At 59.0% G+C, this 20,909-nt stretch carries 39 protein-coding genes and 1 tRNA gene; 20 read left to right on the top strand and 20 right to left on the bottom strand.

Annotation, left to right across the window (positions count from 1 at the left end; translation table 11 throughout):
- Window positions 1–133: 133 nt before the first annotated feature.
- The 19 genes from AC19YY_RS18675 to AC19YY_RS18585 form a co-directional block, all read right to left on the bottom strand.
- Window positions 134–343: a hypothetical protein gene (locus AC19YY_RS18675; protein ID WP_005785637.1), complete on the bottom strand. Its 210-nt coding sequence runs from the start codon at window positions 341–343 to the stop codon at window positions 134–136.
- 49 nt (window positions 344–392) lie between these two features.
- Window positions 393–725: a phage holin, lambda family gene (locus tag AC19YY_RS18670; protein ID WP_154906951.1), complete on the bottom strand. Its 333-nt coding sequence runs from the start codon at window positions 723–725 to the stop codon at window positions 393–395.
- A gap of 170 nt (window positions 726–895) precedes the next feature.
- Window positions 896–971: transfer RNA gene (locus AC19YY_RS18665), tRNA-Met, on the bottom strand.
- Window positions 972–987: 16 nt separating this feature from the next.
- Window positions 988–1,152, bottom strand: a complete 165-nt coding sequence (locus AC19YY_RS18660; protein ID WP_156796363.1) for a hypothetical protein — start codon at window positions 1,150–1,152, stop codon at window positions 988–990.
- Between the two features lie 141 nt (window positions 1,153–1,293).
- Entirely contained in the window at window positions 1,294–1,965 is a 672-nt protein-coding gene (locus AC19YY_RS18655) for a hypothetical protein (RefSeq protein WP_172314904.1), read from the bottom strand.
- Complete coding sequence (locus tag AC19YY_RS18650; protein WP_500604643.1) at window positions 1,962–2,546, bottom strand: recombination protein NinG; 585 nt, start codon at window positions 2,544–2,546, stop codon at window positions 1,962–1,964. The genes AC19YY_RS18655 and AC19YY_RS18650 overlap by 4 nt, the downstream gene beginning before the upstream one ends.
- Window positions 2,543–2,674, bottom strand: a complete 132-nt coding sequence (locus AC19YY_RS18645) for a hypothetical protein (RefSeq protein ID WP_280089531.1) — start codon at window positions 2,672–2,674, stop codon at window positions 2,543–2,545. Before AC19YY_RS18645 ends, AC19YY_RS18650 begins: the two co-directional genes overlap by 4 nt.
- Before the next feature lie 47 nt (window positions 2,675–2,721).
- The gene (locus AC19YY_RS18640; protein WP_198834877.1) at window positions 2,722–2,877 is read right to left on the bottom strand and encodes a hypothetical protein; all 156 of its coding nucleotides are present in this window, start codon (window positions 2,875–2,877) and stop codon (window positions 2,722–2,724) included.
- Complete coding sequence (locus AC19YY_RS18635) at window positions 2,877–3,293, bottom strand: recombination protein NinB (protein WP_427136180.1); 417 nt, start codon at window positions 3,291–3,293, stop codon at window positions 2,877–2,879. The genes AC19YY_RS18640 and AC19YY_RS18635 overlap by 1 nt, the downstream gene beginning before the upstream one ends.
- On the bottom strand, window positions 3,290–3,673 hold the full coding sequence (locus AC19YY_RS18630; RefSeq protein WP_172314846.1) for a hypothetical protein: 384 nt from the start codon (window positions 3,671–3,673) through the stop codon (window positions 3,290–3,292). Before AC19YY_RS18630 ends, AC19YY_RS18635 begins: the two co-directional genes overlap by 4 nt.
- A 232-nt stretch (window positions 3,674–3,905) precedes the next feature.
- Window positions 3,906–4,379 (bottom strand): hypothetical protein, encoded by a 474-nt coding sequence (locus AC19YY_RS18625; RefSeq protein WP_172314901.1) that lies wholly within the window; start codon window positions 4,377–4,379, stop codon window positions 3,906–3,908.
- Window positions 4,376–4,684: a hypothetical protein gene (locus tag AC19YY_RS18620; protein WP_500604642.1), complete on the bottom strand. Its 309-nt coding sequence runs from the start codon at window positions 4,682–4,684 to the stop codon at window positions 4,376–4,378. The genes AC19YY_RS18625 and AC19YY_RS18620 overlap by 4 nt, the downstream gene beginning before the upstream one ends.
- Window positions 4,684–5,436, bottom strand: coding sequence for a replication protein P (locus AC19YY_RS18615; protein ID WP_172314899.1), 753 nt, complete (start codon window positions 5,434–5,436; stop codon window positions 4,684–4,686). The genes AC19YY_RS18620 and AC19YY_RS18615 overlap by 1 nt, the downstream gene beginning before the upstream one ends.
- The gene (locus tag AC19YY_RS18610) at window positions 5,433–6,191 is read right to left on the bottom strand and encodes a phage replication initiator YdaU family protein (RefSeq protein ID WP_172314898.1); all 759 of its coding nucleotides are present in this window, start codon (window positions 6,189–6,191) and stop codon (window positions 5,433–5,435) included. The genes AC19YY_RS18615 and AC19YY_RS18610 overlap by 4 nt, the downstream gene beginning before the upstream one ends.
- The gene (locus tag AC19YY_RS18605) at window positions 6,188–6,496 is read right to left on the bottom strand and encodes a hypothetical protein (RefSeq protein ID WP_172314897.1); all 309 of its coding nucleotides are present in this window, start codon (window positions 6,494–6,496) and stop codon (window positions 6,188–6,190) included. Before AC19YY_RS18605 ends, AC19YY_RS18610 begins: the two co-directional genes overlap by 4 nt.
- A 2-nt stretch (window positions 6,497–6,498) precedes the next feature.
- Complete coding sequence (locus AC19YY_RS18600) at window positions 6,499–7,302, bottom strand: KilA-N domain-containing protein (protein ID WP_172314896.1); 804 nt, start codon at window positions 7,300–7,302, stop codon at window positions 6,499–6,501.
- Window positions 7,303–7,383: 81 nt separating this feature from the next.
- On the bottom strand, window positions 7,384–7,629 hold the full coding sequence (locus AC19YY_RS18595) for a hypothetical protein (RefSeq protein WP_057978879.1): 246 nt from the start codon (window positions 7,627–7,629) through the stop codon (window positions 7,384–7,386).
- Window positions 7,630–7,647: 18 nt separating this feature from the next.
- Window positions 7,648–7,857: a plasmid mobilization protein gene (locus AC19YY_RS18590; protein WP_172314895.1), complete on the bottom strand. Its 210-nt coding sequence runs from the start codon at window positions 7,855–7,857 to the stop codon at window positions 7,648–7,650.
- Window positions 7,858–7,886: 29 nt separating this feature from the next.
- The gene (locus tag AC19YY_RS18585) at window positions 7,887–8,096 is read right to left on the bottom strand and encodes a transcriptional regulator (protein WP_160049450.1); all 210 of its coding nucleotides are present in this window, start codon (window positions 8,094–8,096) and stop codon (window positions 7,887–7,889) included.
- A 91-nt stretch (window positions 8,097–8,187) separates the two neighbouring features.
- Between AC19YY_RS18585 and AC19YY_RS18580 the strand changes: the two genes are divergently transcribed.
- The 17 genes from AC19YY_RS18580 (at window position 8,188) to AC19YY_RS18500 (ending at window position 19,213) form a co-directional block, all read left to right on the top strand.
- The gene (locus AC19YY_RS18580; RefSeq protein WP_122736703.1) at window positions 8,188–8,937 is read left to right on the top strand and encodes an XRE family transcriptional regulator; all 750 of its coding nucleotides are present in this window, start codon (window positions 8,188–8,190) and stop codon (window positions 8,935–8,937) included.
- A gap of 81 nt (window positions 8,938–9,018) precedes the next feature.
- Entirely contained in the window at window positions 9,019–9,594 is a 576-nt protein-coding gene (locus AC19YY_RS18575; RefSeq protein WP_160049448.1) for a hypothetical protein, read from the top strand.
- 452 nt (window positions 9,595–10,046) lie between these two features.
- Window positions 10,047–10,259 carry a hypothetical protein gene (locus AC19YY_RS18570; protein ID WP_038440783.1) on the top strand — a complete coding sequence of 71 codons (213 nt, stop codon included), beginning with the start codon at window positions 10,047–10,049 and terminating at the stop codon, window positions 10,257–10,259.
- A gap of 4 nt (window positions 10,260–10,263) precedes the next feature.
- Entirely contained in the window at window positions 10,264–10,470 is a 207-nt protein-coding gene (locus tag AC19YY_RS18565) for a hypothetical protein (RefSeq protein ID WP_038440781.1), read from the top strand.
- 414 nt (window positions 10,471–10,884) lie between these two features.
- Window positions 10,885–11,322, top strand: a complete 438-nt coding sequence (locus tag AC19YY_RS18560) for a hypothetical protein (protein WP_369005377.1) — start codon at window positions 10,885–10,887, stop codon at window positions 11,320–11,322.
- Window positions 11,319–11,510 (top strand): hypothetical protein, encoded by a 192-nt coding sequence (locus tag AC19YY_RS18555; protein ID WP_369005376.1) that lies wholly within the window; start codon window positions 11,319–11,321, stop codon window positions 11,508–11,510. The genes AC19YY_RS18560 and AC19YY_RS18555 overlap by 4 nt, the downstream gene beginning before the upstream one ends.
- Window positions 11,507–11,701, top strand: a complete 195-nt coding sequence (locus AC19YY_RS18550; protein WP_124378401.1) for a hypothetical protein — start codon at window positions 11,507–11,509, stop codon at window positions 11,699–11,701. The genes AC19YY_RS18555 and AC19YY_RS18550 overlap by 4 nt, the downstream gene beginning before the upstream one ends.
- Before the next feature lie 168 nt (window positions 11,702–11,869).
- Window positions 11,870–12,676 carry a phage recombination protein Bet gene (gene bet / locus AC19YY_RS18545; protein ID WP_172314907.1) on the top strand — a complete coding sequence of 269 codons (807 nt, stop codon included), beginning with the start codon at window positions 11,870–11,872 and terminating at the stop codon, window positions 12,674–12,676.
- Complete coding sequence (locus tag AC19YY_RS18540) at window positions 12,673–14,301, top strand: YqaJ viral recombinase family protein (protein WP_172314884.1); 1,629 nt, start codon at window positions 12,673–12,675, stop codon at window positions 14,299–14,301. The genes bet and AC19YY_RS18540 overlap by 4 nt, the downstream gene beginning before the upstream one ends.
- Complete coding sequence (locus AC19YY_RS18535) at window positions 14,298–14,540, top strand: hypothetical protein (RefSeq protein ID WP_169872539.1); 243 nt, start codon at window positions 14,298–14,300, stop codon at window positions 14,538–14,540. The genes AC19YY_RS18540 and AC19YY_RS18535 overlap by 4 nt, the downstream gene beginning before the upstream one ends.
- Window positions 14,537–15,007, top strand: coding sequence for a hypothetical protein (locus AC19YY_RS18530; RefSeq protein ID WP_038440764.1), 471 nt, complete (start codon window positions 14,537–14,539; stop codon window positions 15,005–15,007). The genes AC19YY_RS18535 and AC19YY_RS18530 overlap by 4 nt, the downstream gene beginning before the upstream one ends.
- Before the next feature lie 69 nt (window positions 15,008–15,076).
- Window positions 15,077–15,388: a hypothetical protein gene (locus AC19YY_RS18525; RefSeq protein WP_169872525.1), complete on the top strand. Its 312-nt coding sequence runs from the start codon at window positions 15,077–15,079 to the stop codon at window positions 15,386–15,388.
- A 51-nt stretch (window positions 15,389–15,439) separates the two neighbouring features.
- Complete coding sequence (locus tag AC19YY_RS18520) at window positions 15,440–16,033, top strand: DUF1566 domain-containing protein (RefSeq protein WP_500604641.1); 594 nt, start codon at window positions 15,440–15,442, stop codon at window positions 16,031–16,033.
- 79 nt (window positions 16,034–16,112) lie between these two features.
- Window positions 16,113–16,730: an Lcl C-terminal domain-containing protein gene (locus tag AC19YY_RS18515; RefSeq protein WP_500604640.1), complete on the top strand. Its 618-nt coding sequence runs from the start codon at window positions 16,113–16,115 to the stop codon at window positions 16,728–16,730.
- A gap of 79 nt (window positions 16,731–16,809) precedes the next feature.
- Window positions 16,810–17,430: an Lcl C-terminal domain-containing protein gene (locus tag AC19YY_RS18510; protein ID WP_500604639.1), complete on the top strand. Its 621-nt coding sequence runs from the start codon at window positions 16,810–16,812 to the stop codon at window positions 17,428–17,430.
- Between the two features lie 54 nt (window positions 17,431–17,484).
- On the top strand, window positions 17,485–17,841 hold the full coding sequence (locus AC19YY_RS18505; RefSeq protein WP_172314878.1) for a four helix bundle protein: 357 nt from the start codon (window positions 17,485–17,487) through the stop codon (window positions 17,839–17,841).
- Window positions 17,842–18,052: 211 nt separating this feature from the next.
- Window positions 18,053–19,213, top strand: coding sequence for an RNA-directed DNA polymerase (locus AC19YY_RS18500; RefSeq protein WP_234451212.1), 1,161 nt, complete (start codon window positions 18,053–18,055; stop codon window positions 19,211–19,213).
- Between the two features lie 10 nt (window positions 19,214–19,223).
- Here AC19YY_RS18500 and AC19YY_RS18495 read toward each other — a convergent pair whose 3' ends face one another.
- Window positions 19,224–19,451, bottom strand: a complete 228-nt coding sequence (locus AC19YY_RS18495) for a hypothetical protein (protein WP_169872528.1) — start codon at window positions 19,449–19,451, stop codon at window positions 19,224–19,226.
- Between the two features lie 72 nt (window positions 19,452–19,523).
- Here AC19YY_RS18495 and AC19YY_RS18490 point away from each other — a divergent pair, with 72 nt between their 5' ends.
- Genes AC19YY_RS18490 through AC19YY_RS18480 form a run of 3 tightly spaced genes read left to right on the top strand, consistent with a single transcriptional unit; the run spans window position 19,524 to window position 20,874 of the window.
- Window positions 19,524–19,961 carry a YoqU family phage-derived protein gene (locus AC19YY_RS18490; protein ID WP_169872529.1) on the top strand — a complete coding sequence of 146 codons (438 nt, stop codon included), beginning with the start codon at window positions 19,524–19,526 and terminating at the stop codon, window positions 19,959–19,961.
- Window positions 19,958–20,269: a DUF4406 domain-containing protein gene (locus AC19YY_RS18485; RefSeq protein ID WP_128593494.1), complete on the top strand. Its 312-nt coding sequence runs from the start codon at window positions 19,958–19,960 to the stop codon at window positions 20,267–20,269. Before AC19YY_RS18490 ends, AC19YY_RS18485 begins: the two co-directional genes overlap by 4 nt.
- The gene (locus AC19YY_RS18480; protein WP_169872560.1) at window positions 20,266–20,874 is read left to right on the top strand and encodes a hypothetical protein; all 609 of its coding nucleotides are present in this window, start codon (window positions 20,266–20,268) and stop codon (window positions 20,872–20,874) included. The genes AC19YY_RS18485 and AC19YY_RS18480 overlap by 4 nt, the downstream gene beginning before the upstream one ends.
- The last annotated feature ends 35 nt before the right edge of the window (window positions 20,875–20,909 follow it).

The raw sequence follows: 20,909 nt of genomic DNA, 5'->3' as shown, positions 1-20,909 counted from the left end.
ATCGATGCCACTGGTTGGCGCATGGGTGGCGGCTCTGGAGGCCTGACCGACTGGCATCCACCACACACTGGAATGCGCTGGTCCGTGATCAACGACACTCCGCACCCAGTGCACGCGGCGCACCTGGTGGGAGTCATGGCGCAACCTCATACTGGAATGCCCGATCAGCAGGCATGGCCGTCACAAACCGGCACCGGTGAGCGTCGAACTCTTCCCGCGTCGCAATGGTGCGCTCATACCGGGAGTTGGTCTTGCCGGTAAACCGCTCACGATGAACGACCACTCCCTTACGCAGGAACTCGACCTCAGCCGATCCCAAGAGCTTGGTTACGATTACTTTCATGTGACCTGTCTCGCGCCACGATTTGGCGCATTCGAAAACGTGGCGCGGATTACTCAGCCTTACGGCCTGGCAGCTTGAAGTCGGTAACTCGGTCAGCAATGGACCTGATCTTCTCCACACCTAAGAAGCCAACCCATCCACCGACGAAGGTTGCCATGCTCTGGGGAAGCTGGAAGAACTCAAGCCCGCTAATGATGGTAAGGGCCAATCCACCACAGATAGCGCCCTCCACGATCATCTGACGCCGGGTACCCCCACCGTAGGTGATTCGCAGAACAGCCATCGCACAGGACAACGCAGCCGCATAGAGGATTGGCGAATGCTGGCTCAACCACGCAAGCGCTATCGCCCAGGTGTCTGGTTTGTCTGGCATGTTGGACATCTCGGTTCCTCCCCGTCAGGGAGTTAGGGATACGACAGGCCATGACCTGCGGAATTGAATCGGCTCACACGGCACTCCCAGCTCGGAGCAATGGGTGTGGTGGAGCCGAAAACGAGAAGGCCCCGATCAATGCCGAGGCCTCAATAGGCCCTCAATGAGAACCTTTGAATTGGTTGCGAGGGATGGATTCGAACCATCGACCTTCGGGATATGAGCCCGACGAGCTGACCGCTGCTCTACCACGCAAAAATCAGGGGGACGACTACAGGTTCTTTTTGTGGATGCGCCAGCCCATGGCGACACCAGGATGCAGGTATTCGCCGGTCTGCGGATGGCGCGAAAAGTTTGTCTCGCCAACCTGTCGCGCAACTGCTTCCCAGGCCGTACGGGCGCGCTCCAGCGTGTTGATTCTGGTCTTCAGCTTCATGCGCACCTACCGGCAGTAGAATTCAGGCAATAAAAAACCCGGCGCAGTGGCCGGGTTTGTTTGTCGCTTGCATCACCTACATGCGCAAGTACGACAGGATGGGCATATAATCGGCGAACCGGCAGGCCCTGTCAAGGCCCTCTAAGCTGCATCCTGGTCATCGAAGAAGACGCCCTCCTTGGTCAGGATCTCGCCAGCTTCGAGAAGCGCCTCATTGACCAGCTTATCCAGGCCCTTGAAGATCTTCCGGCGCCAGTCTCGCCGGGTGCGCTCCGGTGTGCCGTCCAGATCCCAGGTGTTCATGTCGTAGTTATGGGCCGGCAAGATGATCACCCCTTCGCACGGAGCCTCCTGGCGCTGCTTCAGCTTGGTGTTGATCGCCTTCTGCGCCTTGGCTACCGCTGCCTTCCTCCAGGCGGGAGCATCATCATCAATCTCTAGCAACACCTTCCCGGCGGGCGCACGCTCGGCTCCGCCCAACTGCGGATAGGCCCAAGCCGTGACTGCCTTGGTCAGGAACAGGCGCGGCGCTGGCGACGAGACGTGCGAAACGATCCGGCCAATGGCATCCACCTTCGAGGCCATGTGCGTCGAGTAGCAGGCATTCAGGGCCATCCAGTGTTTCGGCGCGAGGCAAGAGTGAAGCCGACCAAACACCCAGCAATCAGTGAGGAAGGCCGCCTCCTTACCCACGATCTCGCCCTTCAGCTTGTTGGCCTGGACCTTTGGCGTGTAGTCGCAACCGCCGGCGCTGTTGATCGTCTCGGACGCCAACGCACGGATCACTGCGGAAATAACGTCTCGATAGATCATGCTGCCTGCCCCCTCTTGAGTTCTCTGGTCTTTGCCCGGTATTCGGCGGTCATCGCCTTTAGTTGCTCGATGGTGTACTTCTTGGCCTCATGAGGGCCTTCAAGCCATGCCACCTTTTCCTCGCCAATTCTCTGTAGGAGCGAGATTCGGTAATTGATGAGGTTCCCCGAGAGGTGGTTATTACACGGGGCGCACTGTTTCCAGGCATTGAGCGGCTCAAACCTCAGCTCTGGGCTCGCTCCCACAGTGCGGTAATGGCCCGCGTGATACTGGCCTTCGTGGTGGCGGCCGCAACTCACGCATGGCAGTGCCGCATCACGAGCGCGAACCCATGCGTTGAATGCGTGCTGGGTGTCTTTGAGGTGGTCCGCCCTGCTCTTCAGCTTCTCCTTGCGGACCTTGATGTCCTTGCGCTCAATGTCGGCCAGGGCCTTGCGGGCTTTCGGCGCGTGCCTCGGCCCGTCGATCAGTGCGCAGGCTGGACTGCACACCGCCTGGCCCATCCGCGAAGGCACGAATGAGGCCCTGCACGCAGCAACGCGGCACTTCTTCGGCTTGGCTGGCTTCCGTTCGATGGTCATACAGCCTCCTTGGCCGTCTGCCGGTTGTTACCGAACAATGGCGCCTGACCCTGGGCCAGCTTCCAGTCGAACTTCTCCTTGCAGCCTGTGGCGCACTGTCGAAGGTTCAGGCTTGGCATATTGCTCATTGGCTCGCCGCAGTCAGTGCAAGGCTTTCCGTATCCGTTGTCGTGGCTCATAGCGCCTTCCTCGCTTCCCGCTCTACTTCGGCCTTACGGTCGCGGCGCTTGCGTTCGAAGTCTTCTACTGCGCGCTTGCGTCGGTGATCGAGCACCACACCAATGACCAGAGCCAAGGCAATCAGGACTCCGTAAATGTCTGCGTAATCCATCAGTACCTACCTCCCCAGTTGTCCTTTTGCGTCCACCGCACCTGGTGCTCGGCGCCGAAGCAATGAACCCACTCGATCAACTCGCCGCACTGCTTCACGGTGAGCTTGCTGGTGCGTTCGTAGATGACGTCGAAGCCGTTGCCGTCTACCGCTGGGATCATCTGCGGCTGGTCGCCCGACTCGCGCAGCCAGGCAGCCGTCAGCAGGCGCTTCCAGATCAGGACGTCCCACTTTTTACCGGCGTGCTCAACCTGGGCCGCGATATCGGCCAGGGCCGCGTGCAGGGCCTTGTTCTGCTCCCCGCTGCGGTCCACTTCGGTGATGGCCAGCTTCTTGGGTTTTGCGAGATCCAGGCCGGCGATGTAGCCCATTGCCTTGTTGCGGTCTGATTCGTTGCGGATCTGGAGGCTAGTCATGACTGCTCTCCCTGGCCCAGGTCGGCAAGAGCATCGCGCGCATCTGCGGCCTCGCCATCCATGTTCCCGTCTGCGTGCCACATGGCATCTTCTGCAGCTTTCAATGCCTTGCGCAGGCCCTCAATCGTTTCGCACTGCCGATCTACCTGGCCCTTCCACATGTCGCGGTTACGCTCAAGACGTTCGTTCTCAGCCTTCAGCTCAGCCTTCACCCGCTCGTAGGCTTCGTAGCCGGTGCGTAGGCCGGCGACTTCGGCCTTGAGCGCTTCAACCTCCTGCCACAAGCGGTCTGCAAGTGGGTCATGCCAGCCTGGCATCTTCTGCAAGCTGCGCATGTGCACAGCGAGCTCGGTAGATGATTGCTCTCTGACGTAGGTCATGGCTTCACCTCAAACAGCTCAGGATGTAGTTGGCGTGCTGGACCTGCCATCCAGGGGCGCCGAATGACTACGTGGAATCTCCACGCCCAAATCGATAAGTGATTCGCCCCTCGGCTACGCATAAAGCTCCTGCATGCCTGATAGCGCCATGGCAGGAAGGTGACCTTCAGAAGGCAAGACTTCGGCAGGGCCTTGTGCTTGACCGTTGCGTCGTGTGGCATCGAATGAATGTTCATGACTTCACCTTCAGGCCTGCGGCTTCGATGGCCGATTGTTGAGCCTTGATCAGTTCCGCAGCCTGAATACCAATCGAGAGTGCCTGAGGATTTTTTTCATCCTGCTCAAGCATCTTCGCGATGTGGAATGCATCCTCCGGGGAGATCGGCCCCGCAAGTTCGGTGCCCATGTAGTGATCAATCTCTTCGCTGGCGCCGTATTCGGTCAGCGTGTAATCGAGCAGGCGCCCGCAGGTTTCGCAGTGACAGCAGCCGTCATTTTCTTGCTGCCATCCGCCATCGACGTATTCAGCACGCCCTGCTGCGACCTCTGCTTCCGCGCATGACCGGCAGTAGGACGGACCCTGGTCAGCGTCAGCACCACCAATCCAGTGAGGGAATGGAACATCCAAGGAGTTTGCGTGAGCGTTCAGAACCAGCAGCGCCGCGCCCGACAGGTCCTGCGTCTTCTCTTCTACGAATTCGCTCATGTCCGCTTCTCCCCTGCTTCCGCGATCAATGCCATGCGCTCCACGCGCTCCGATTCGTCTTTGCGGACGGCCCGAACCATCGTGAAGATGCAGTAGCCGAGGCAGATGGCGATGGGCGCGAACAGAATCCAGCCGTTGTAAATCCAGGCCTTGCACCACTCGAAGGTGCCAATGGTTGTTCCCTCGTAGATCCATGGGCCAATCCAGATAGTGTTCAGCGGCCCCCAAATCACGAAACAGAAAACCAGCATTGCGAGCCCTGCAACAGCGCATCGAATACCCGCTTTGTCGATGTGATCCTTCATCAGAATTTCCCCTCTACGCGCTGTGCTTCGCGCTTGATATTCATTTTTGCCAGCAGCAGTTCACGGGCTGACTTGCCGTCTGCCGGGATGCCTTGCTGAAGGATTCGTGCCTGGGTTTGTTGGTCGGCCAGGTCGTTGGCCATCTCAAAGGCCGTCTTCTGGCTGTCGTGGCCGATGCCTGTCAGGATCTTGCCGTCGAGCGGCTGGCCTTCCTGGGCGCGGCGGATCACCACGGCGTAGTTGTGATCGAAGCGCTGGCGAAGGCCCTTGTCTTCCTGCTTGGCTGAGCGCAGGTCGAAGATTCCGGTCTCGTTGGCAGCAACGCGCACACCTTCATGGCTGTAGACGCCCATCAATGCCTCCACCCATGCGTCAGCGCTTGCTGGCAGACCGAACGCCTCAGGGCCAGGCGTGCACCAGCCTATGAACTGGCCGACGCTTGGGGCGAACGGTGAGCCGCTTTTCCGGCATTGCTCTATTCCATAGCGGATCTGCTCCAGCGAGCGGATGCCGGCGGCCATGAAGCCCATTGTCCAGTTGCGCATCGCTGCGGCCTTGGCCTTGTCGTCCGGCCAAGCTTGCTTGTGCGCCGGAAAGATGGCCTGCAACTGCCGAAACAGGCGCTCGACCACTTCGCCTGTGGCGTCATCCACTACGCCCAGTTGGGTTCCTGGCTGCACCGGGGCCTGATAAGGGGCGGCGGTGGCCAGGGCTCGCGCTGCACCTGGGATCATCTGAGTGACGTTCTTCATAGGTCATCACTCGTATCGGTGCGCCACGACTGATCGTAGAAGTCCGGACCGTTGCCGACGGTCCGGCCGCCGGCCGTAACCTTCTCCGGGAACAGCCCGGTCCAGCCATTGCTGATGGACTGGTTGATCACGGCGTCAGCGTCGTGGTGGCCTGCCAGGGTCTTGGCTTGCTTGGCGCAGGTGGTGGCGGTCAGTGGTTTCTTGATCTCGCGACGGTGCTGGCACCATTCAGCCCAGGTTGATTCGCTGACATTGAAAGGCCGTGCAATCAGAGGATCAAACTTCGCAGCCTTGCTGCGCGAGGGTGCTTTAGCGCCCGAAGGTTTCTTATCCTTTAATCCAGTAGGAGAATCCTTTATTAAGTAGTGGTCGGTTTCCCGACTAGACGGTCCACCGTCTATACGGTCCACCGAATGTTCGGAAACCTGTAGGTTCGGTTCGTAATGGACGATGATCCGCTTGCCCAGCATCTTGCCGGTGTTTTCCTCGCGGGTTATCTCGTGACTCAGCAAGCCCAAAACCTTGAGTGCGCTCATCGCCTTCCAATAGCGGTCACGGCCAATGGAGAACCGATCTTGCAGGTATGAGGCGATCACCTTCCAATCGCTTGAGCGGGTCTGCAGGTAGATCCAGATGGCGAGAGCGTCGGGATTGACGATCATCGCCACAACGTCGTTGCTGACTGAGCTGTATGGCGCCTGTTTGGCGTACAGGATGGTAGGCGTGGCCTTTTGCACGTTGACGGGCTTGGTCATTGCAGGGTCTCCCATTGCGGGAAGCGGCTACCCTGGAGGATCTTGTTGATAGCGGACTCGCGGATAGACTGAGGGTCCACACCGGCAAGTCGGCGGATAAGCACCTTGGATGCCAGCACGGCTGTTATCAGCTCGAATAGAGCATCGCCAGTGCAGCCTTCGCACTTCGACTCTTCAGGGTCCAGATAGACGCTCAGGGAGAATTCGCTTTTGTCCCAGGCCATATAGGCGAGCTGGTCATTGGTGAACTGTTCCATGTAGGCGTCGTCAATCATCGTCGCCTGGATTTTTGGTTCGTCTTTCATGGTCAGAACTCCAGGCGCTTGATTTCGGAGAGAAGATCCCGGCTATGGCGCTGGATGTAGATCTGGCTGAGCTTCTGCTTGCGGGATTCGAAGTCCATGCCTACATCGATCAGAGACGCGTTGACGCGCTGCAAGTGTTCAATGCACCGAATCTCGCAAGGCGTTAGGTGGTCACGGATCGAATCTGTAGGGCTGATGCAATGCGCCGCCCGGTACACCTTGGAAGGCATGCCCAGGGCGATACGGTTGATCAGGTCGAACTCATTGCTGAAGTGGTAGTGCTTGATTTCTTTGCCGGCGGCGAGGCGCCCGTGCTTGATGGCGTCGGTCAGAGCTGGAGCTTCGAGGCGGGCTCGCTCGCGAGACATGGCCCGATCAACCCCTTCACGGATGTTGTTGGCCGCAGATCGCTTAACCGACTGAAAAGTGCGATATACGTCAACCTCAAAAGCTGGCTCGATCCAGGCCGCATAGCGGATAGCGATCAGCTCATCGGCGAAGGTTCCGCCAGCGCGCCCTGGCCGCTTCACACAAACTGCTATTTTCGTAGCAGTTTCGAGAGCCCCAATAAAAGCGGATACCGACTCAGATTTTAGGAAGTTACCAGGGCGCTGGCTTTCTGTAGCCTTACCGCTTTCCATTGCCGACCGGTGAAGATCGTTCAAGGAGTAACGACCTTCCTCGTCACGACGGATTATCACGGCCCCGATATTTACCTCATTAATGCGCGCCACGTTTTCAGAGATAACGAATCGTGGCGCGGAATGGATAGAGGCGGTGTTGACATTAATCTGCTGAGTGCGCATTATTCGCTCCAGAACTGATTTGAAATTGCTGCACGAAAAGCCACCATTGCCCGGTGGCTTTTTTGTGCGTCCGATTTACTGCTAAGGGTCAATTGGTTCATCAGCCCCTCCTTTTTCGGCCCTTTCGAGGCCCTTTTTGTGTTCAACCAGAGAAAGCAGAGGCGCTTTGCGCTTCATCTGCTCCATCTGGGCCTGGATCGCGAGTGATCTACCTGCACGCAGGTACTCTTTCGTCGCGTGTTCAAGGCTCCATCCGAGCTCGACACTTAACTGTCTAACCTCGTCCTGAGCCCCTTCTTCCAGGAGGTCGAAGGTTCTTTCAGGCATAGGTCCTCCATAGGGCTCTTAAGCTGATTTATCCTGTGCACAGGCATTCATCTCTCGTATCAGCTGGGCGGCACCTAAGCGGCGTGCAACCATTGAAAGCTCATGGATATAAGTAGCGAGCTGCATGCCCGCCTGCTTTGCTTCCATGCGCAGGTAGCGCAAGTCTTCGGGGGTGAATCGCGCCTTGATAACGGCGCTGCGTTTGTGGGATGGGTCGTCGTATGCCATTGGTGAGGCTCCTTGGTTGTTCGAAAGGGTTAAGCGGCTTGTTGAGGGATGCTCGGACGGAGATCGCGCGCCTTGATGGCGCCGTTGGTTACGATTTCCGCACGCATGGCCACTTCGGCGGCGCATCCGTGGAGACCCCGAACCCATCCGCTCACGGTCCCCTGTTTCACACCGAGAGCTGCTGCCGTGGCGTTTTGCGAGCCGAAATGCTCGACCAGCTTGTTAAAGGAATTGTTCATGATTCTCCGCCCATATAAAGGGATGCCTTTATCATATGGCAAAGGTATACCTTTTTGCAACTTCAAAGGACAACCTTTAAATTCACCCGCTATGGAACTCAAAGAACGACTCAAATACGCACGCAAGAAAGCTGGCCTTACTCAGGTCGAATTGGCCGAGCGCGCCGGGATTAAACAGGCATCTGTTTCAGAGATTGAGCGAGGGCTTACTAGGTCTAGCGGGCATCTTGTGAAGCTTGCTCAGATTTGTGGCGTAGACCCTGTTTGGCTATCCGAGGGAACCCGGTTTCCTGGCAGCCAATGGGGCGCCGTGATGTCGGAGCCTCAGCCGATGCTGGAGCCGCCAGAGCTGCTCTCCAACGCGACGATGATTGGGCCTATTGACGTCTGGGATGACGACACCCCTCTGGACGATGACGAGGTGGAACTACCTTTTCTCAAGGAAGTGGAGCTTTCGGCCGGATCTGGTCGCACCGCCGTTCAAAAGTCCAGTACTAGAAAGCTTCGCTTTGGCAAGGTGACCCTGCGCAACCAGGGTGTGCAGCCTGACCAGGCGGTGTGCGTGACTGTTCATGGCAATAGCATGGAGCCCGTGCTGCCAGATGGAAGCACTGTCGGCGTTGATTTGTCCTCGACAACAGTGAAGGACGGCAAGATGTATGCCGTAAATCATGATGGTGAGCTACGCGTAAAAACCCTTTACCGCATACCTGGTGGCGGAATAAGGATGCGCAGCTTCAATATCGACGAGCACAAGGACGAAGAGTACACAGCGCAAGAACTCGCCGAAAAAGGCATCGTGGTGCTGGGTAAGGTCTTCTGGTCTTCAGTTCTCTACTGATCTATGGCATAGCGCCATCGTAAGAGTGGCCGGCCCTTTGTCATGATGATAACGTTCCTTCCTAACCAATGGAGGGAACCAATGAAATCAAAATTCTTACTTATTCTATTTTCTGCTCTGGCGATCTCGCCTGCTTTTGCCGCTAAGAAGCCGGCGGCACAAACCTGGACCAAGGAGCCTGATAGTTTCATGGGTTTACGCTTCGATCAAAAGGTTGAAGATGCGCTCCCGCTATGCCCTCGGGGCACGGTTATCAGCAAGCAGATTTGCCACGACGCACCCTATACGAATCTCTACTCGGTACGTGGAGGGCCAGAGATTGGGTTTGGATACACGCTATCAGTTTTTTCTGGCGGGCCTGGAGTTGAGTCTTTCTACCTGACCACCAACAGCGACAACTTCTCAAAACTCGCAGATCTTTTCACCAGCAAGTACGGCGCGCCGATGGATTCCTCAAGCGAGACCGTGAAAACAAAGGCAGGGGCCTCTTTCACCAACGAGACCCTGTCCTGGCGTGGAAAAAAGGTCAGCATTACGCTGCAGAAGTTCTCGGGCGATATCAACACCTCTGCCGCGACCATAAGCGACATCGATGCTGCCGCCAAAAAGGCGGCTGAGCGAGAGTCGAAAGCCAGCAGCAACGCCAACAAACTTTAAAGCATCATGCAACCGGCCCGCCTCTCGCGGGCTTTTTTTTCGCCTGAACAAAAAATAAAGGCAAACCTGTTGACTCGAAATAAAGGCTACCCTATATTTGACTCCATCGAGTCACCCAACAGGGACTCGCCAGGGCCTACCAAGACCCGCCGCAACACAGGCAGCGATGCCAGGCAGACGCCGAACGCTCTTTAACAACTTGACGTGACCCAACGACGTACCGGCAACCCCGGTGGTGAGAAAGCTAAACCGTCGTCCATGCAGCCTCTGGTAGCTGCCGTACTCCCTCATGTGAGTACGCGAAACCACGCTTCCAAACCGGAACAGCATCGAACACGAAATGTGCGACGCCGGTGAGAGACGACTCGGAAGTGTTGCGTGGTGGAGAAAACAGATTTCCTCGATGACCTTGGCGACAGGGTCATCCGGGAAATCATTGAAAGGGGAAAGGAATGAATATCTCAGTTTTGAATTTCGACGCCGGCAAGATCGACGTCAACCCGACTAGTCGCACGTTTATGGCTGTCTCGGCATTCGATGCAGACGGCGCAACGGTGCTGGAAAACTTCGAAGTTGAGCAAGTCGTCAATCACTTTGGTGTTGAGGCGCTGCTTGACGAAATCGGCGAGCAGGTAGTTCGCCGCCACTTTGGTATTGAGGGATAAGCAAATGGCGCGTTTCTATATCGACAGCAGCCTGAGCAACGGTAAACGCCTCGACTGGCTCGTAGCACCTGACAAGGGCGACACCGCCGACAGCATCGTCATCGAGGTTCGCCGAGCGGCGATGAAGAAGTTCGGCGACGGTGTCTGGTTCAACCGCTGGACGCACAGAGTGGAGAGCAATGGCTTCGTCACTGTGCAAATGCATGCATAACCGATTTCACTGGCTGGCCTTCTGATCAGGGCCAGATGGGAAATCATAGGTGGCCACTGCCTTCCCAGTGAGCGAACGTTAGGAGTGATCGCCATGAAGTAGATCAACGATTCACCTGCGTGGCGTAGCAAGCCTGAAGGCTTCGCCCAACACCCTAACAGGCAGCGGAAAGCAGGGTCGTCGATGTCACCGCGCATCATCCGAAAGGTAGGCCCAACCCAAATGACGAAGAACACCGCAGGCGAGTCCGAGGGCATAGCTGGCCAGACTCGACACATCCCGGGCAGTGCCGGGCGCCTGCACCCTTCCCCGCCTCTATTACGTCAGCACTCCTCCCCCGCGCCCATCGGCAACCAGCGGGAGGCATGAGTGTTGACGAATACAGGTGAACAACCCGCCACCTTGGAGGCGACCATGAACGCAGCATTGAATATTGGCCAGGAGCGTTACGACGCTCAGTTGCCTCCAGAGGTCAGCGAGAGCGACGAGGTGACTGACTGGCTTGAGCATTCGGCGGAGCGCCTGGTGTGCGGCGTCGACATCAAGTGGAAGCGCCGCTACGGCCAGCCGCAGGTCGTGACGTTCGAACGGTTCTGCACGGTCCTGCAGGGTCACCTAAACCAGCGCCAGATCGACGGCCTGGACCAGCGTGATTCGTTTGCCCGCCTGCTGCTGTCGGCAATGCTCGGCAGCCAGAGCGATGCCCGGTCACACGCCGCAGACCTGCTGGGCCAGCAGCGGCCCATTGAAGCGGTCGAGAAGATCGCTGTGGCGCTGCTGAGACCGTATGCCGAAGACGCTGTAGCGGCGGAACGGGAAGAGCGCGAAGACGACGTGGATGCCGATGTATGAGCCCGCACATCCTGATCGATGAGGCGCTTGAGGCCCTGGAGCACCCCGCCAGCGAGCCCGGCGCCCAAGCGGTCGTGGCGCGGATGATCACGAGCATGCTCACCGGCGACGCAATCACCGTCGAAGAATTCAACCACTACTGCCAGCGCCTGCTGAAAATCACCAGGCACCGCAAGGAGGCCGCATGACCACCGCACCGGTTAAATCACTGATCGACGAGCAACTCGACGACGTTGAGTCGAAACTGATCATGCTGGGTTTCGGCCTTCCCTTCAATGAAGTGATCGGCCAGCCGCGTGAGCGTGCCGTGGCCACGCTGCCCAAGCGCCTTGCGGCAACCATGAAGGGCGGGCGCATCGCGGTGAGGGTTAGGCCTTGACCACCCACCAGCGCACCCGGCATCTACTCATCTGGCGCGGCTCCCTCTCCGCCATCGCCCTCTGCACCTTCCTGATGTTCCTCAGCGCCCTCGCTGATCGAATCACTCAATAACCAACACCTTCAATGGCTGCGAGCATCGCGGCAAGGATTCCCCATGTCCGCAGTAATGAAGCAGGACGACAACACGCCTGCGATGTCGGAGGCCGCGCTCGTTGAAGTGCTGAGCAGCAGCCTCTACCCCGGCGCAGAAAAAAACTCAGTCGTGATGGTGTTGGCTTACTGCCAGGCCGCCCACCTGGACCCGATGTTGAAGCCGGTGCACATCGTTCCTATCTGGAACTCGAAGACGAAAAAAATGCAGGACACGGTGATGCCTGGTATCGGCCTGTATCGCATCCAGGCGGCGCGCACCGGCCAGTATGCAGGGATCAGCGAGCCGGAATATGGCCCTCCAGTAACTGCGAAGCTGAGCGGCGTAGAAGTCACGTATCCCGAATGGTGCCGCGTGACGGTCAAGCGCCAGATGAGCAACGGGCTGGTTGCTGAATACACGGCCAACGAGCGCTGGCTCGAAAACTACGCGACATCGAGCAAGGACACTGCGGCGCCTAACGCCATGTGGAAGCGCCGGGCATTTGCCCAGCTCGCCAAATGCGCCGAGGCCCAGGCTTTGCGCAAAGCTTTCCCTGAAGTTGGATCGGCGCCAACGGCAGACGAGATGGAAGGCAAGGCGTTCGAGGAGCCGGCGCGCGATGTCAGCACACGACAGCAAGTCCAGCCTGAACCGGAAGCGCTGCCCACCTACTCCGACGACCTGTTGACCGAGAACATCGCGAAGTGGCAGCCCTTAATCGACTCGAATCGCACCAGCCCCGAACACCTCATTGCGACAATCAGCAGCAAGTACACGCTGAGCCCGGCGCAGATTGAAAAAATCACCAACCTCAAAGCCCTCGATGGAGATGCAGCATGAAAATTCACAACGTAGCTCAAGGCTCCGCCGAGTGGCTTGCCCTTCGCGCCCAGTTCCGCACCGCCTCCGAAGCCCCAGTAATGATGGGAGCCTCGAAGTACCAAACCCGGACCGATCTGCTAGTTGCCAAGAAAACCGGCATCACGCCCGATGTCACGCCATCTCAGCAGTTTATCTTCGACAAAGGCCACGCTACTGAAGCCCTGGCCCGCCCACTGACTGAGGCGTTGATCGGCGAAGAGCTGTATCCGATCGTTGCGACCGAGGGCAACCTGCTGGCCTCCATGGACGGCGCCACGATGCTCGGCGAGACCCTGTTCGAGCACAAACTGTGGAATGAGTCGGTCGTGGCCCAGGTGAAAGCCGGCGAACTGGCTCCGCATTACTACTGGCAGCTTGAGCAGCAACTGCTGGTGAGCGGCGCCGAGCGGGTAATCTTTGTTTGTTCGGATGGCACCCCGGAGAACTTCGTGCACATGGAATACCGGCCCGTCGCCGGTCGCGCGACCCAGTTGGTCGAAGGCTGGAAACAGTTCGAGGCAGACCTGGCCAACTTCGAGATGGCCGGGGCTCCTTCAATCGTCGTCGGCAAGGCACCTGATGAGCTGCCAGCCCTGCGCATCGAGCTGACCGGCATGGTTACCGCCAGCAACCTGAAGGTGTTTGAAGATTCGGCGCTGGCCGTCATCGACTCGGTGAAAACCACCCTCTCCACCGACCAGGACTTCGCCGACGCCAAGAAGGCGGTCAAGTGGTGCGGTGATGTTGAAGAGGCGGTCGCGGCCGCCAAGAAGCAGGCCTTGTCGCAGACCCAGAGCATCGACGAACTGTTTTCGTCGCTGGATCGCATCAGCGCTCATGCCCGCGAGACCCGCCTGAAGGTCGACAAGCTGGTGAAAGCTCAAGAGCTGCTGGTGAAGACCGCCATCAAGCAAAAGGCGGAACTCGCCCTGGCGGACCACATCGCCGCAATCAACAAGACCCTCGGCAAAGTCACGCTGCCTCATGTTGTTTCGGACTTCGCCGGCGCCATGAAGAACAAGCGCACCATCGCGAGCCTCCAGGATGCTGTTGATACCGAACTGGCCCGGGCAAAGATCGATGCAAGCCAGGCAGCGGACAGTATTCGCTTAAACCTGACCAGTCTGGCGGAGCTCGCAGTTGATCACGCGTTCCTGTTCAGCGAAGTGCAACAACTGGTGACCAAGGCCAACGATGACCTAGTGACGCTGATCAAATTCCGTATCTCGGAACACCAGACGGCGGAGAAGGAAAAGGCCGACGCGAAACGCATCGCCGAAGAGCAAGAAGCCCAGCGCCTAGCTGCCATCAAGCCAGAGCCAGTTGTGGAGAAAGTGGCGACACCTGAGCCTGTCCGCACCGCTCCGGTACAGGCAGCGGCACCCGTTGGACAGACCACAAAGACTGTGGCGAGCCATACCGTCGAGCAGGGAACGCTGCAGGCCAACGTGACTGACTTCGAGGCCATGGTGAAAGCCGTGGTTTATGGTCAGGCGCCGATCACCGTCCTTCTGGTCAACTGGGAAGCGCTCGACGCGATGGTCGCAGCGCAGGGATCAGCCTTCAGCATGGCCGGGGTGACACTCAGCAAGGCGGCAGCATGATCAGCAATCTCAGATCAGATATCGAGTTCCGGCGCGAGAAGGCGCTGGAGCTTTCCAGCCAGGTCCATCAGCACTTGGCAGCGGGTGGTAAATACACCATCGGTAAAAGCCCGTCGATCAATCCAGACCCAGCTAAGCGGTCGGAAAAGATCGACCCCGACACCATCCTCAAGCGCCGCAAGCCGCCCATCACTCGGGCCGAGCGTGAGGCGCTGCGCAAACTCGCGGAGGCATTATGAGCAAGCGCAAGGCGCATAACCTGCAGGCGCGAATCGCGCGGTCGTGCCGCTCGCTGCTGGCCGCTAACCACGTCGCAGTGGTCAACATCGACCCCAGCGGGCGCCAGGGCATGATCAACTACAAATCGCTGAAGAACATCGCGCCGGGAAAGATTGGCCAGGCCGTCTGCGGTATCCCCCACCGATGGACGATCTACCTCAGCGCGCTCTGCATCGACACCCGCGGCGACCGCTACAGCAAGTCAGTGGAGGTTGCGCCCGATGGCGTCTACCTCTCCGACCACCTGGAAGACGTGATTGAGCATTGCTACATGAAGCTGCGCGCTGAGGCCAATAAAAGCCAGATGGTGGCTTCGGGCTGGATCGCCATACCCGAATCGATTTCGCTGGATGAGGCGCACGCCGCGCGGATCTTTGAAGCCGTCGGCGCCTGGCATCAGGTAAAGGTCGATTCATGCGCCGCATAGCCCGCACCCAGCAACGCAAACGTCAAACCTGGCTCGCACTGCCGGCCAGCGGAATAGAAGAGGTAGGCCATGGCTGCCGCGCAGAAAGAACGATCGGCAAAGACTGCGGCGAGGCGAAAGACTCGCGGCGAGGAAGAATTGCGACTCCACACCATGGCCGGCACCCGCCAGGCCTTAGCTGACCTGATGGCCTGGCACGGCATCGAGGAACAAGGCGAGGCTATGACGCTGATGATTCACCACCTGCACGGCCTGGGCCCGGCGGGATCAGCTCAGTTTCTCGCGACGCCGCGACACACAATAACCATCAGCGAAAACGTGTCGGCGAAACTTCAACTCGCCTACAACCGCGAATCGATACGCATCTGTCATGACGAATAACCAAAAAAGCCGATCCCCGCGCCGGGCTTGGCTCCATCCTGAGGAATACCCATGAAGCCCGAAATGATCACCCTGATGCACGGCGACGCGTCTATCAAGATGCCCGCGTCGTCCCTGGCAAAACTGGCCATGGCCAGCGTGTTCGCTCAGGTGCTGCCGCCGGCAGCGAATGTTCAGCCTCTAGTATCGACCGTCGCACCTGCCGTCGGCGAGTACTGGCCCGGCCAAGGCGGCATCAACGCTGGCTACGTCGCTGCCCGTGGCGATGTTCCTGCCCACTACCTGATCTTAGGCGCCAAAGACCTGGGCGAGTTCAAGTGGGGTCGCTATCAAGAAGAGTCTGCAGCCACCAGCAAGTGGGACGGCAAGGCCAACACTGAGGCACTGATCGCTGCAGGTGGTCACCCAGCAGCCGAAGCGGCGCGGGCGCACACCGCTGACGGCCATTCTGACTTCGACCTGCCAGCAGCCACCCAGCTGCATCAGGCTTGGGCGCACGACTTGATCGCCAAGGGTGCCTACTGGTCGAGCTCGCAGCGCTCAGCCTACGACGCATTCACCACGTACTTCGCTGTTGGCTATCAGCTCGACTCCGACAAGAGCAACGAGCGCCGTGTCCGCCCCGTCCGCAGATTCTTTATTTAATCCTTCATCCATTCGTTCTTGATCCGGCACACCAAGGCGCACAGCGCCTTTTTTGTTGCCTTCGAAAAGAGGAAGCACCATGTCCGCAGTTGAGAAAGCAGCACCAGCAGTAACCATCCCGGCAATCGGCCAGGCCTACGGCGGCGGCTTCGTCACCGGCATTACCCGCGAACCAGCCACCGGCAAGCGTTTCCTGAACATCACCGCCGGCGCCGAGCATGAACTGGTCGGCAAGTGGGGCGAGTACGGCGTCAAGATCGAAGGTGCCGACAGCTTCACCGACAGCCTGGCCAACACCCAGGCCATGGCGGCGGCGGGCAGCGAGCTTGCAGCGAAGGCGCTGGCCCTGAGCATTGGTGGTCACAACGACTGGGCGATCCCGGCGCGCGATGTGCAGGAGCTGCAATACCGCCACTTCAAGCCGACCACCGAAGAGAACTGGGAGAGCTCGCGCAACGGTGACAACCCGCACAGCGAGCCGGTAGGTCAGCTGTACAGCGCTGAAGACCCGCTGCAAACCGTCCATGTCGCATTCCAGGAGGGAGGCCCCGAAGCCTTCCGCGACACCTGGTACTGGTCAAGCTCGCAGCGCTCAGCCTACTACGCATTCTACATGTACTTCGATGATGGCAATCAGGACATCAACGACAAGGACTACGAGCTCCGTGTCCGCCCCGTCCGCAGATTCTTTATTTAATCCTTCATCCATTCGTTCTTGATCCGGCACACCAAGGCGCACAGCGCCTTTTTTGTTGCCTTCGAAAAGAGGAAGCACCATGTCCGCAGTTGAGAAAGCAGCACCAGCAGTAACCATCCCGGCAATCGGCCAGGCCTACGGCGGCGGCTTCGTCACCGGCATTACCCGCGAACCAGCCACCGGCAAGCGTTTCCTGAACATCACCGCCGGCGCCGAGCATGAACTGGTCGGCAAGTGGGGCGAGTACGGCGTCAAGATCGAAGGTGCCGACAGCTTCACCGACAGCCTGGCCAACACCCAGGCCATGGCGGCGGCGGGCAGCGAGCTTGCAGCGAAGGCGCTGGCCCTGAGCATTGGTGGTCACAACGACTGGGCGATCCCGGCGCGCGATGTGCAGGAGCTGCAATACCGCCACTTCAAGCCGACCACCGAAGAGAACTGGGAGAGCTCGCGCAACGGTGACAACCCGCACAGCGAGCCGGTAGGTCAGCTGTACAGCGCTGAAGACCCGCTGCAAACCGTCCATGTCGCATTCCAGGAGGGAGGCCCCGAAGCCTTCCGCGACACCTGGTACTGGTCAAGCTCGCAGCGCTCAGCCCACTACGCATTCTACATGTACTTCGGTGATGGCGATCAGTTCAGCGACGTCAAGCACTACGAGCTCCGTGTCCGCCCCGTCCGCAGCGAGCTTATTGATTAATTCGCTTATTTAATCCGGCCGCTTGCGGCCGGTTGCTCTTGGAGAGCGAGCCAAATGGCAATGCATACGGAACTTGCGATCTACAAGGCTTCAATGGGGCTGCTGCACATGGCCACAACGATGACCCGGAACATCCCCCGCGACCTGAAGCAGTCACTCGGCAAGCGAGTGATCGACGAATGCATCGAAGTGCTGATGCTGATTGCCCGCGCCAATGCCACCCAGGACAAGCGGCCACACCTCACCCTGCTGGTCGAGAAGGTGCAGGTAGTCGAGTTCCTGATGCGGCTCTTCAAAGACAACCGCTTTATCAGCATCCCGCAACACGCCCAGGCAATTGAGGTAACGGCCTCAATAGGCAAGCAAGCAAACGCCTGGAAACGCTCCACCACCACCGCGCCCGCTACCTGAAGGTTACGGCTTTCTGGTCTGTGCGAATTGAATCTGGTCGTGCCGCTGACCTTTGGGTCACCGCCATGCGCACAAGAGATACCGCCGGTCTAAAGCGTCCGGGCAGGTCTTGCGCAGTTTCCTTGCTGATCGGCTATGCCTTCGGCTCGGCGACGTAGATAGCACGATAGGTCGCAGCGCTCAGCCAACAACGCATTCAACATGAACTTCGATGATGGCAATCAGAACAACAACGACAAGAACAACGAGCTCCGTGTCCGCCCCGTCCGCAGATTCGACTTTGGGCCCCTACCCGTTTCAGGATTTGGTCCAGGCCTATTACGACTGCCGGCGCACCAAGCGCAGCAGCGACAGCGCGCTGGCTTTCGAGATCGACCTGGAGCGGAACCTGATCCAGCTGCACGACGACCTGATTGCCGGCACATACCGGCCAGGCCGATCTATCTGTTTCGTGGTCACCCGACCGAAAGCCCGGGAAGTCTGGGCAGCAGCCTTTCGGGACCGCGTCGTCCACCACCTGCTGTACAACCATGTGGCACCGCGCTTCTACGCCAGCTTCATAGCGGACAGTTGTGCATGCATCCCAGGGCGCGGCACACTGTACGCCGCCACACGGCTTGAGTCGAAGATCCGCAGCGCCTCGCAGAACTGGTCGAAACCGATCTTCTACCTCAAGTGCGACCTGGCAAACTTCTTCGTGGCCATCGACAAGGCAGTTCTGCGCAAGCAACTGGAGGCCAGAATCACCGACCCCTGGTGGCTGGCCCTGGCCACACAGATCCTCATGCACGACCCGCGTGAAGACTACGAGACCCGCAGCCCGGCCCACCTGTTCAATCGGGTGCCGCAGCACAAGCGCCTGGTTGCGCAGCCCGCTCACCTCGGCCTGCCGATCGGCAACCTGTCGTCGCAGTTCTTCGCGAACGTCTACCTCGACGCCCTGGACCAGTTCGCCAAGCACCAGCTGCGGGCCAAGCACTACATCCGGTACGTCGATGACTTCGTGTTCCTGCATGAGTCACCGCAGCAACTCAACCAGTGGCTGGTCGAGGTTGAAGCGTTCCTGCCCAGGCTCGGCGCTAAGCTGAACCCCACGAAGACGATCCTGCAGCCCGTGGATCGCGGCGTCGACTTCGTTGGTCACGTCATCAAGCCCTGGCGACGAACAACCCGCAAGCGATCCCTAGCCCAGGCACTGAAGCGCACCGCCGCAGCGCCCGCCGAGGATCTGCGCGAGACCGCCAACAGTTACTTCGGCCTGCTCAGCCAAGCCAGCCACAGCCAGAAGGATCGCGCCGCCCTGGCGAATGTCGTGCTAAAGCGCGGCAACACGGTCAACTCAGCACTGACCAAGACTTACCAGAAGGGTTGATTTTGGTCACTCATCGCCCAGCAATCAGCTTGGCTCCAAGTTCTCGGCCGGCGACCTGCGCCAGGCCGCGGTCAACATAGGTTCGGTCACCCGCAACAACCGGCACCACCACTTCACTACCGCGTTTCACCTCGACGTTGATACGCCAGGTCTCCCGGCCTTCCTCGTCCTTGACGCACTCCATGTAGTTCCAAACCTGAAAGCCTTCGATCTCATCGTAAATATCGTGCTTGGTCATGGTCCTGCCCATTTAGAGGAAGGCGCCATCGTAGCACCACACCGCCCGGGCATGGCCCGGCAAGGACTCCCCATGCCTACAGAAAACAAAACCATCGGCCAGCAGCGCCTGGACCGGATCATCGCTGCGAATGAATTCCTCAGGGTGATCGCCAACTGCGGCCGGTGCTTCTTTCGTAACCAGGGCGCTGGGCACGATGCATACCTCGCTCTCAATGGCCGCCGCAACATCGTCTGGCTGTTCGATGACTACACCGGGGCCCGCATCAACGTTACGAGAGAAGGCCCGTGGGATGGCTTCTCGCACGGCGGCACACTGAAGAGCCTGGCTGGGTCTATCGGTGCGTTCGTACTCACTGGCAAGACGATGCGATACGGGTATTTCCAACCCGTGATGGATAACGGTTTCGAGAATCCGTGGGGCTATGGCGACGACATATTGATTGTTCGCGATGAAGGCGTGCGCCTTGGCTTGATCCGCAAGCCGGAAGAGCAAAAGGAGGCAGCATGAAGCGCATCTACCTCAGCGGCCCCATGACCGGTCTGCCCGGCCTCAACTTCGCCGCCTTCCACGCCATGACCACCAACCTGCGCGCCGGCGGCCACACCGTCACCAACCCCGCCGAGATCAACCCAGATGGCGGCACCTGGAACGACTGCATGCGCCGCGACATTGCAGCCCTGATGGACTGCGACACCGTGGCCACCCTGCCCGGCTGGCAAGAATCGAAGGGCGCCCAGCTCGAAGTCCTGATTGCCCAGCACCTCGGCATGACGGTTGTGAATGCCCATGATCTGGTAACGAGGGAGGCTGTATGACCACCAACCAAACGATTAGCTTCCCGCGAGAGCTGAGCGATGAGCTGGGCGAGCTGATCGCCGAGAAGGCCAGGGTCTGTGGTGGCGGTGCGTTCGATATCTGGGAGGCGATCTGCGAGCAATTCGGAACGTCTGACTTACGGCCGCGCGGAAACCCGGAAGGCAAGCGCGAATATTTTGAAAAGTGGGTAATGGCAACCAAGCACCCCGTGTTCGGCTTTCTGGATGGCCGGTCCCTGGCTCGCAGCGACGACCGCACTGGTTATGCCGACGAGTATGTGCAGGGCCTGTGGGTTGCTTATCTGGAGTTCGGCGCCGAGCAGCCCGCGCCGGTAGCGGTGGTTCCCGATGGCTACTGCATCATGCCCCGCCAACTTACCGCTGAGAATGGCGCCAAAGCCTTGCTGCTCGGCGAGTTCAAGCTGCTGGTCACCAAAGAATGCCCTGAGTGCTGCGAGCTTGAAGAGCCAGTCGAAGGCTGCTCAATATGCGACGGTGAAGGCGAGTACGGGCAGAAACACACCATCCCGTGGGATCAGATCAAATTCATCTACAGCAAGGCCGTATCGGGCCTGGCCATGAAGGCTGAGTCAGCCAAAACCTGATAGGAGTACATCCGTACTCCACCCGCAAAACCTCT

This window comes from Pseudomonas sp. MF09156, assembly GCF_059862305.1.
Note: the sequence above shows the minus strand (reverse complement) of the source record. Positions and strands in the feature narration are given on the sequence as shown.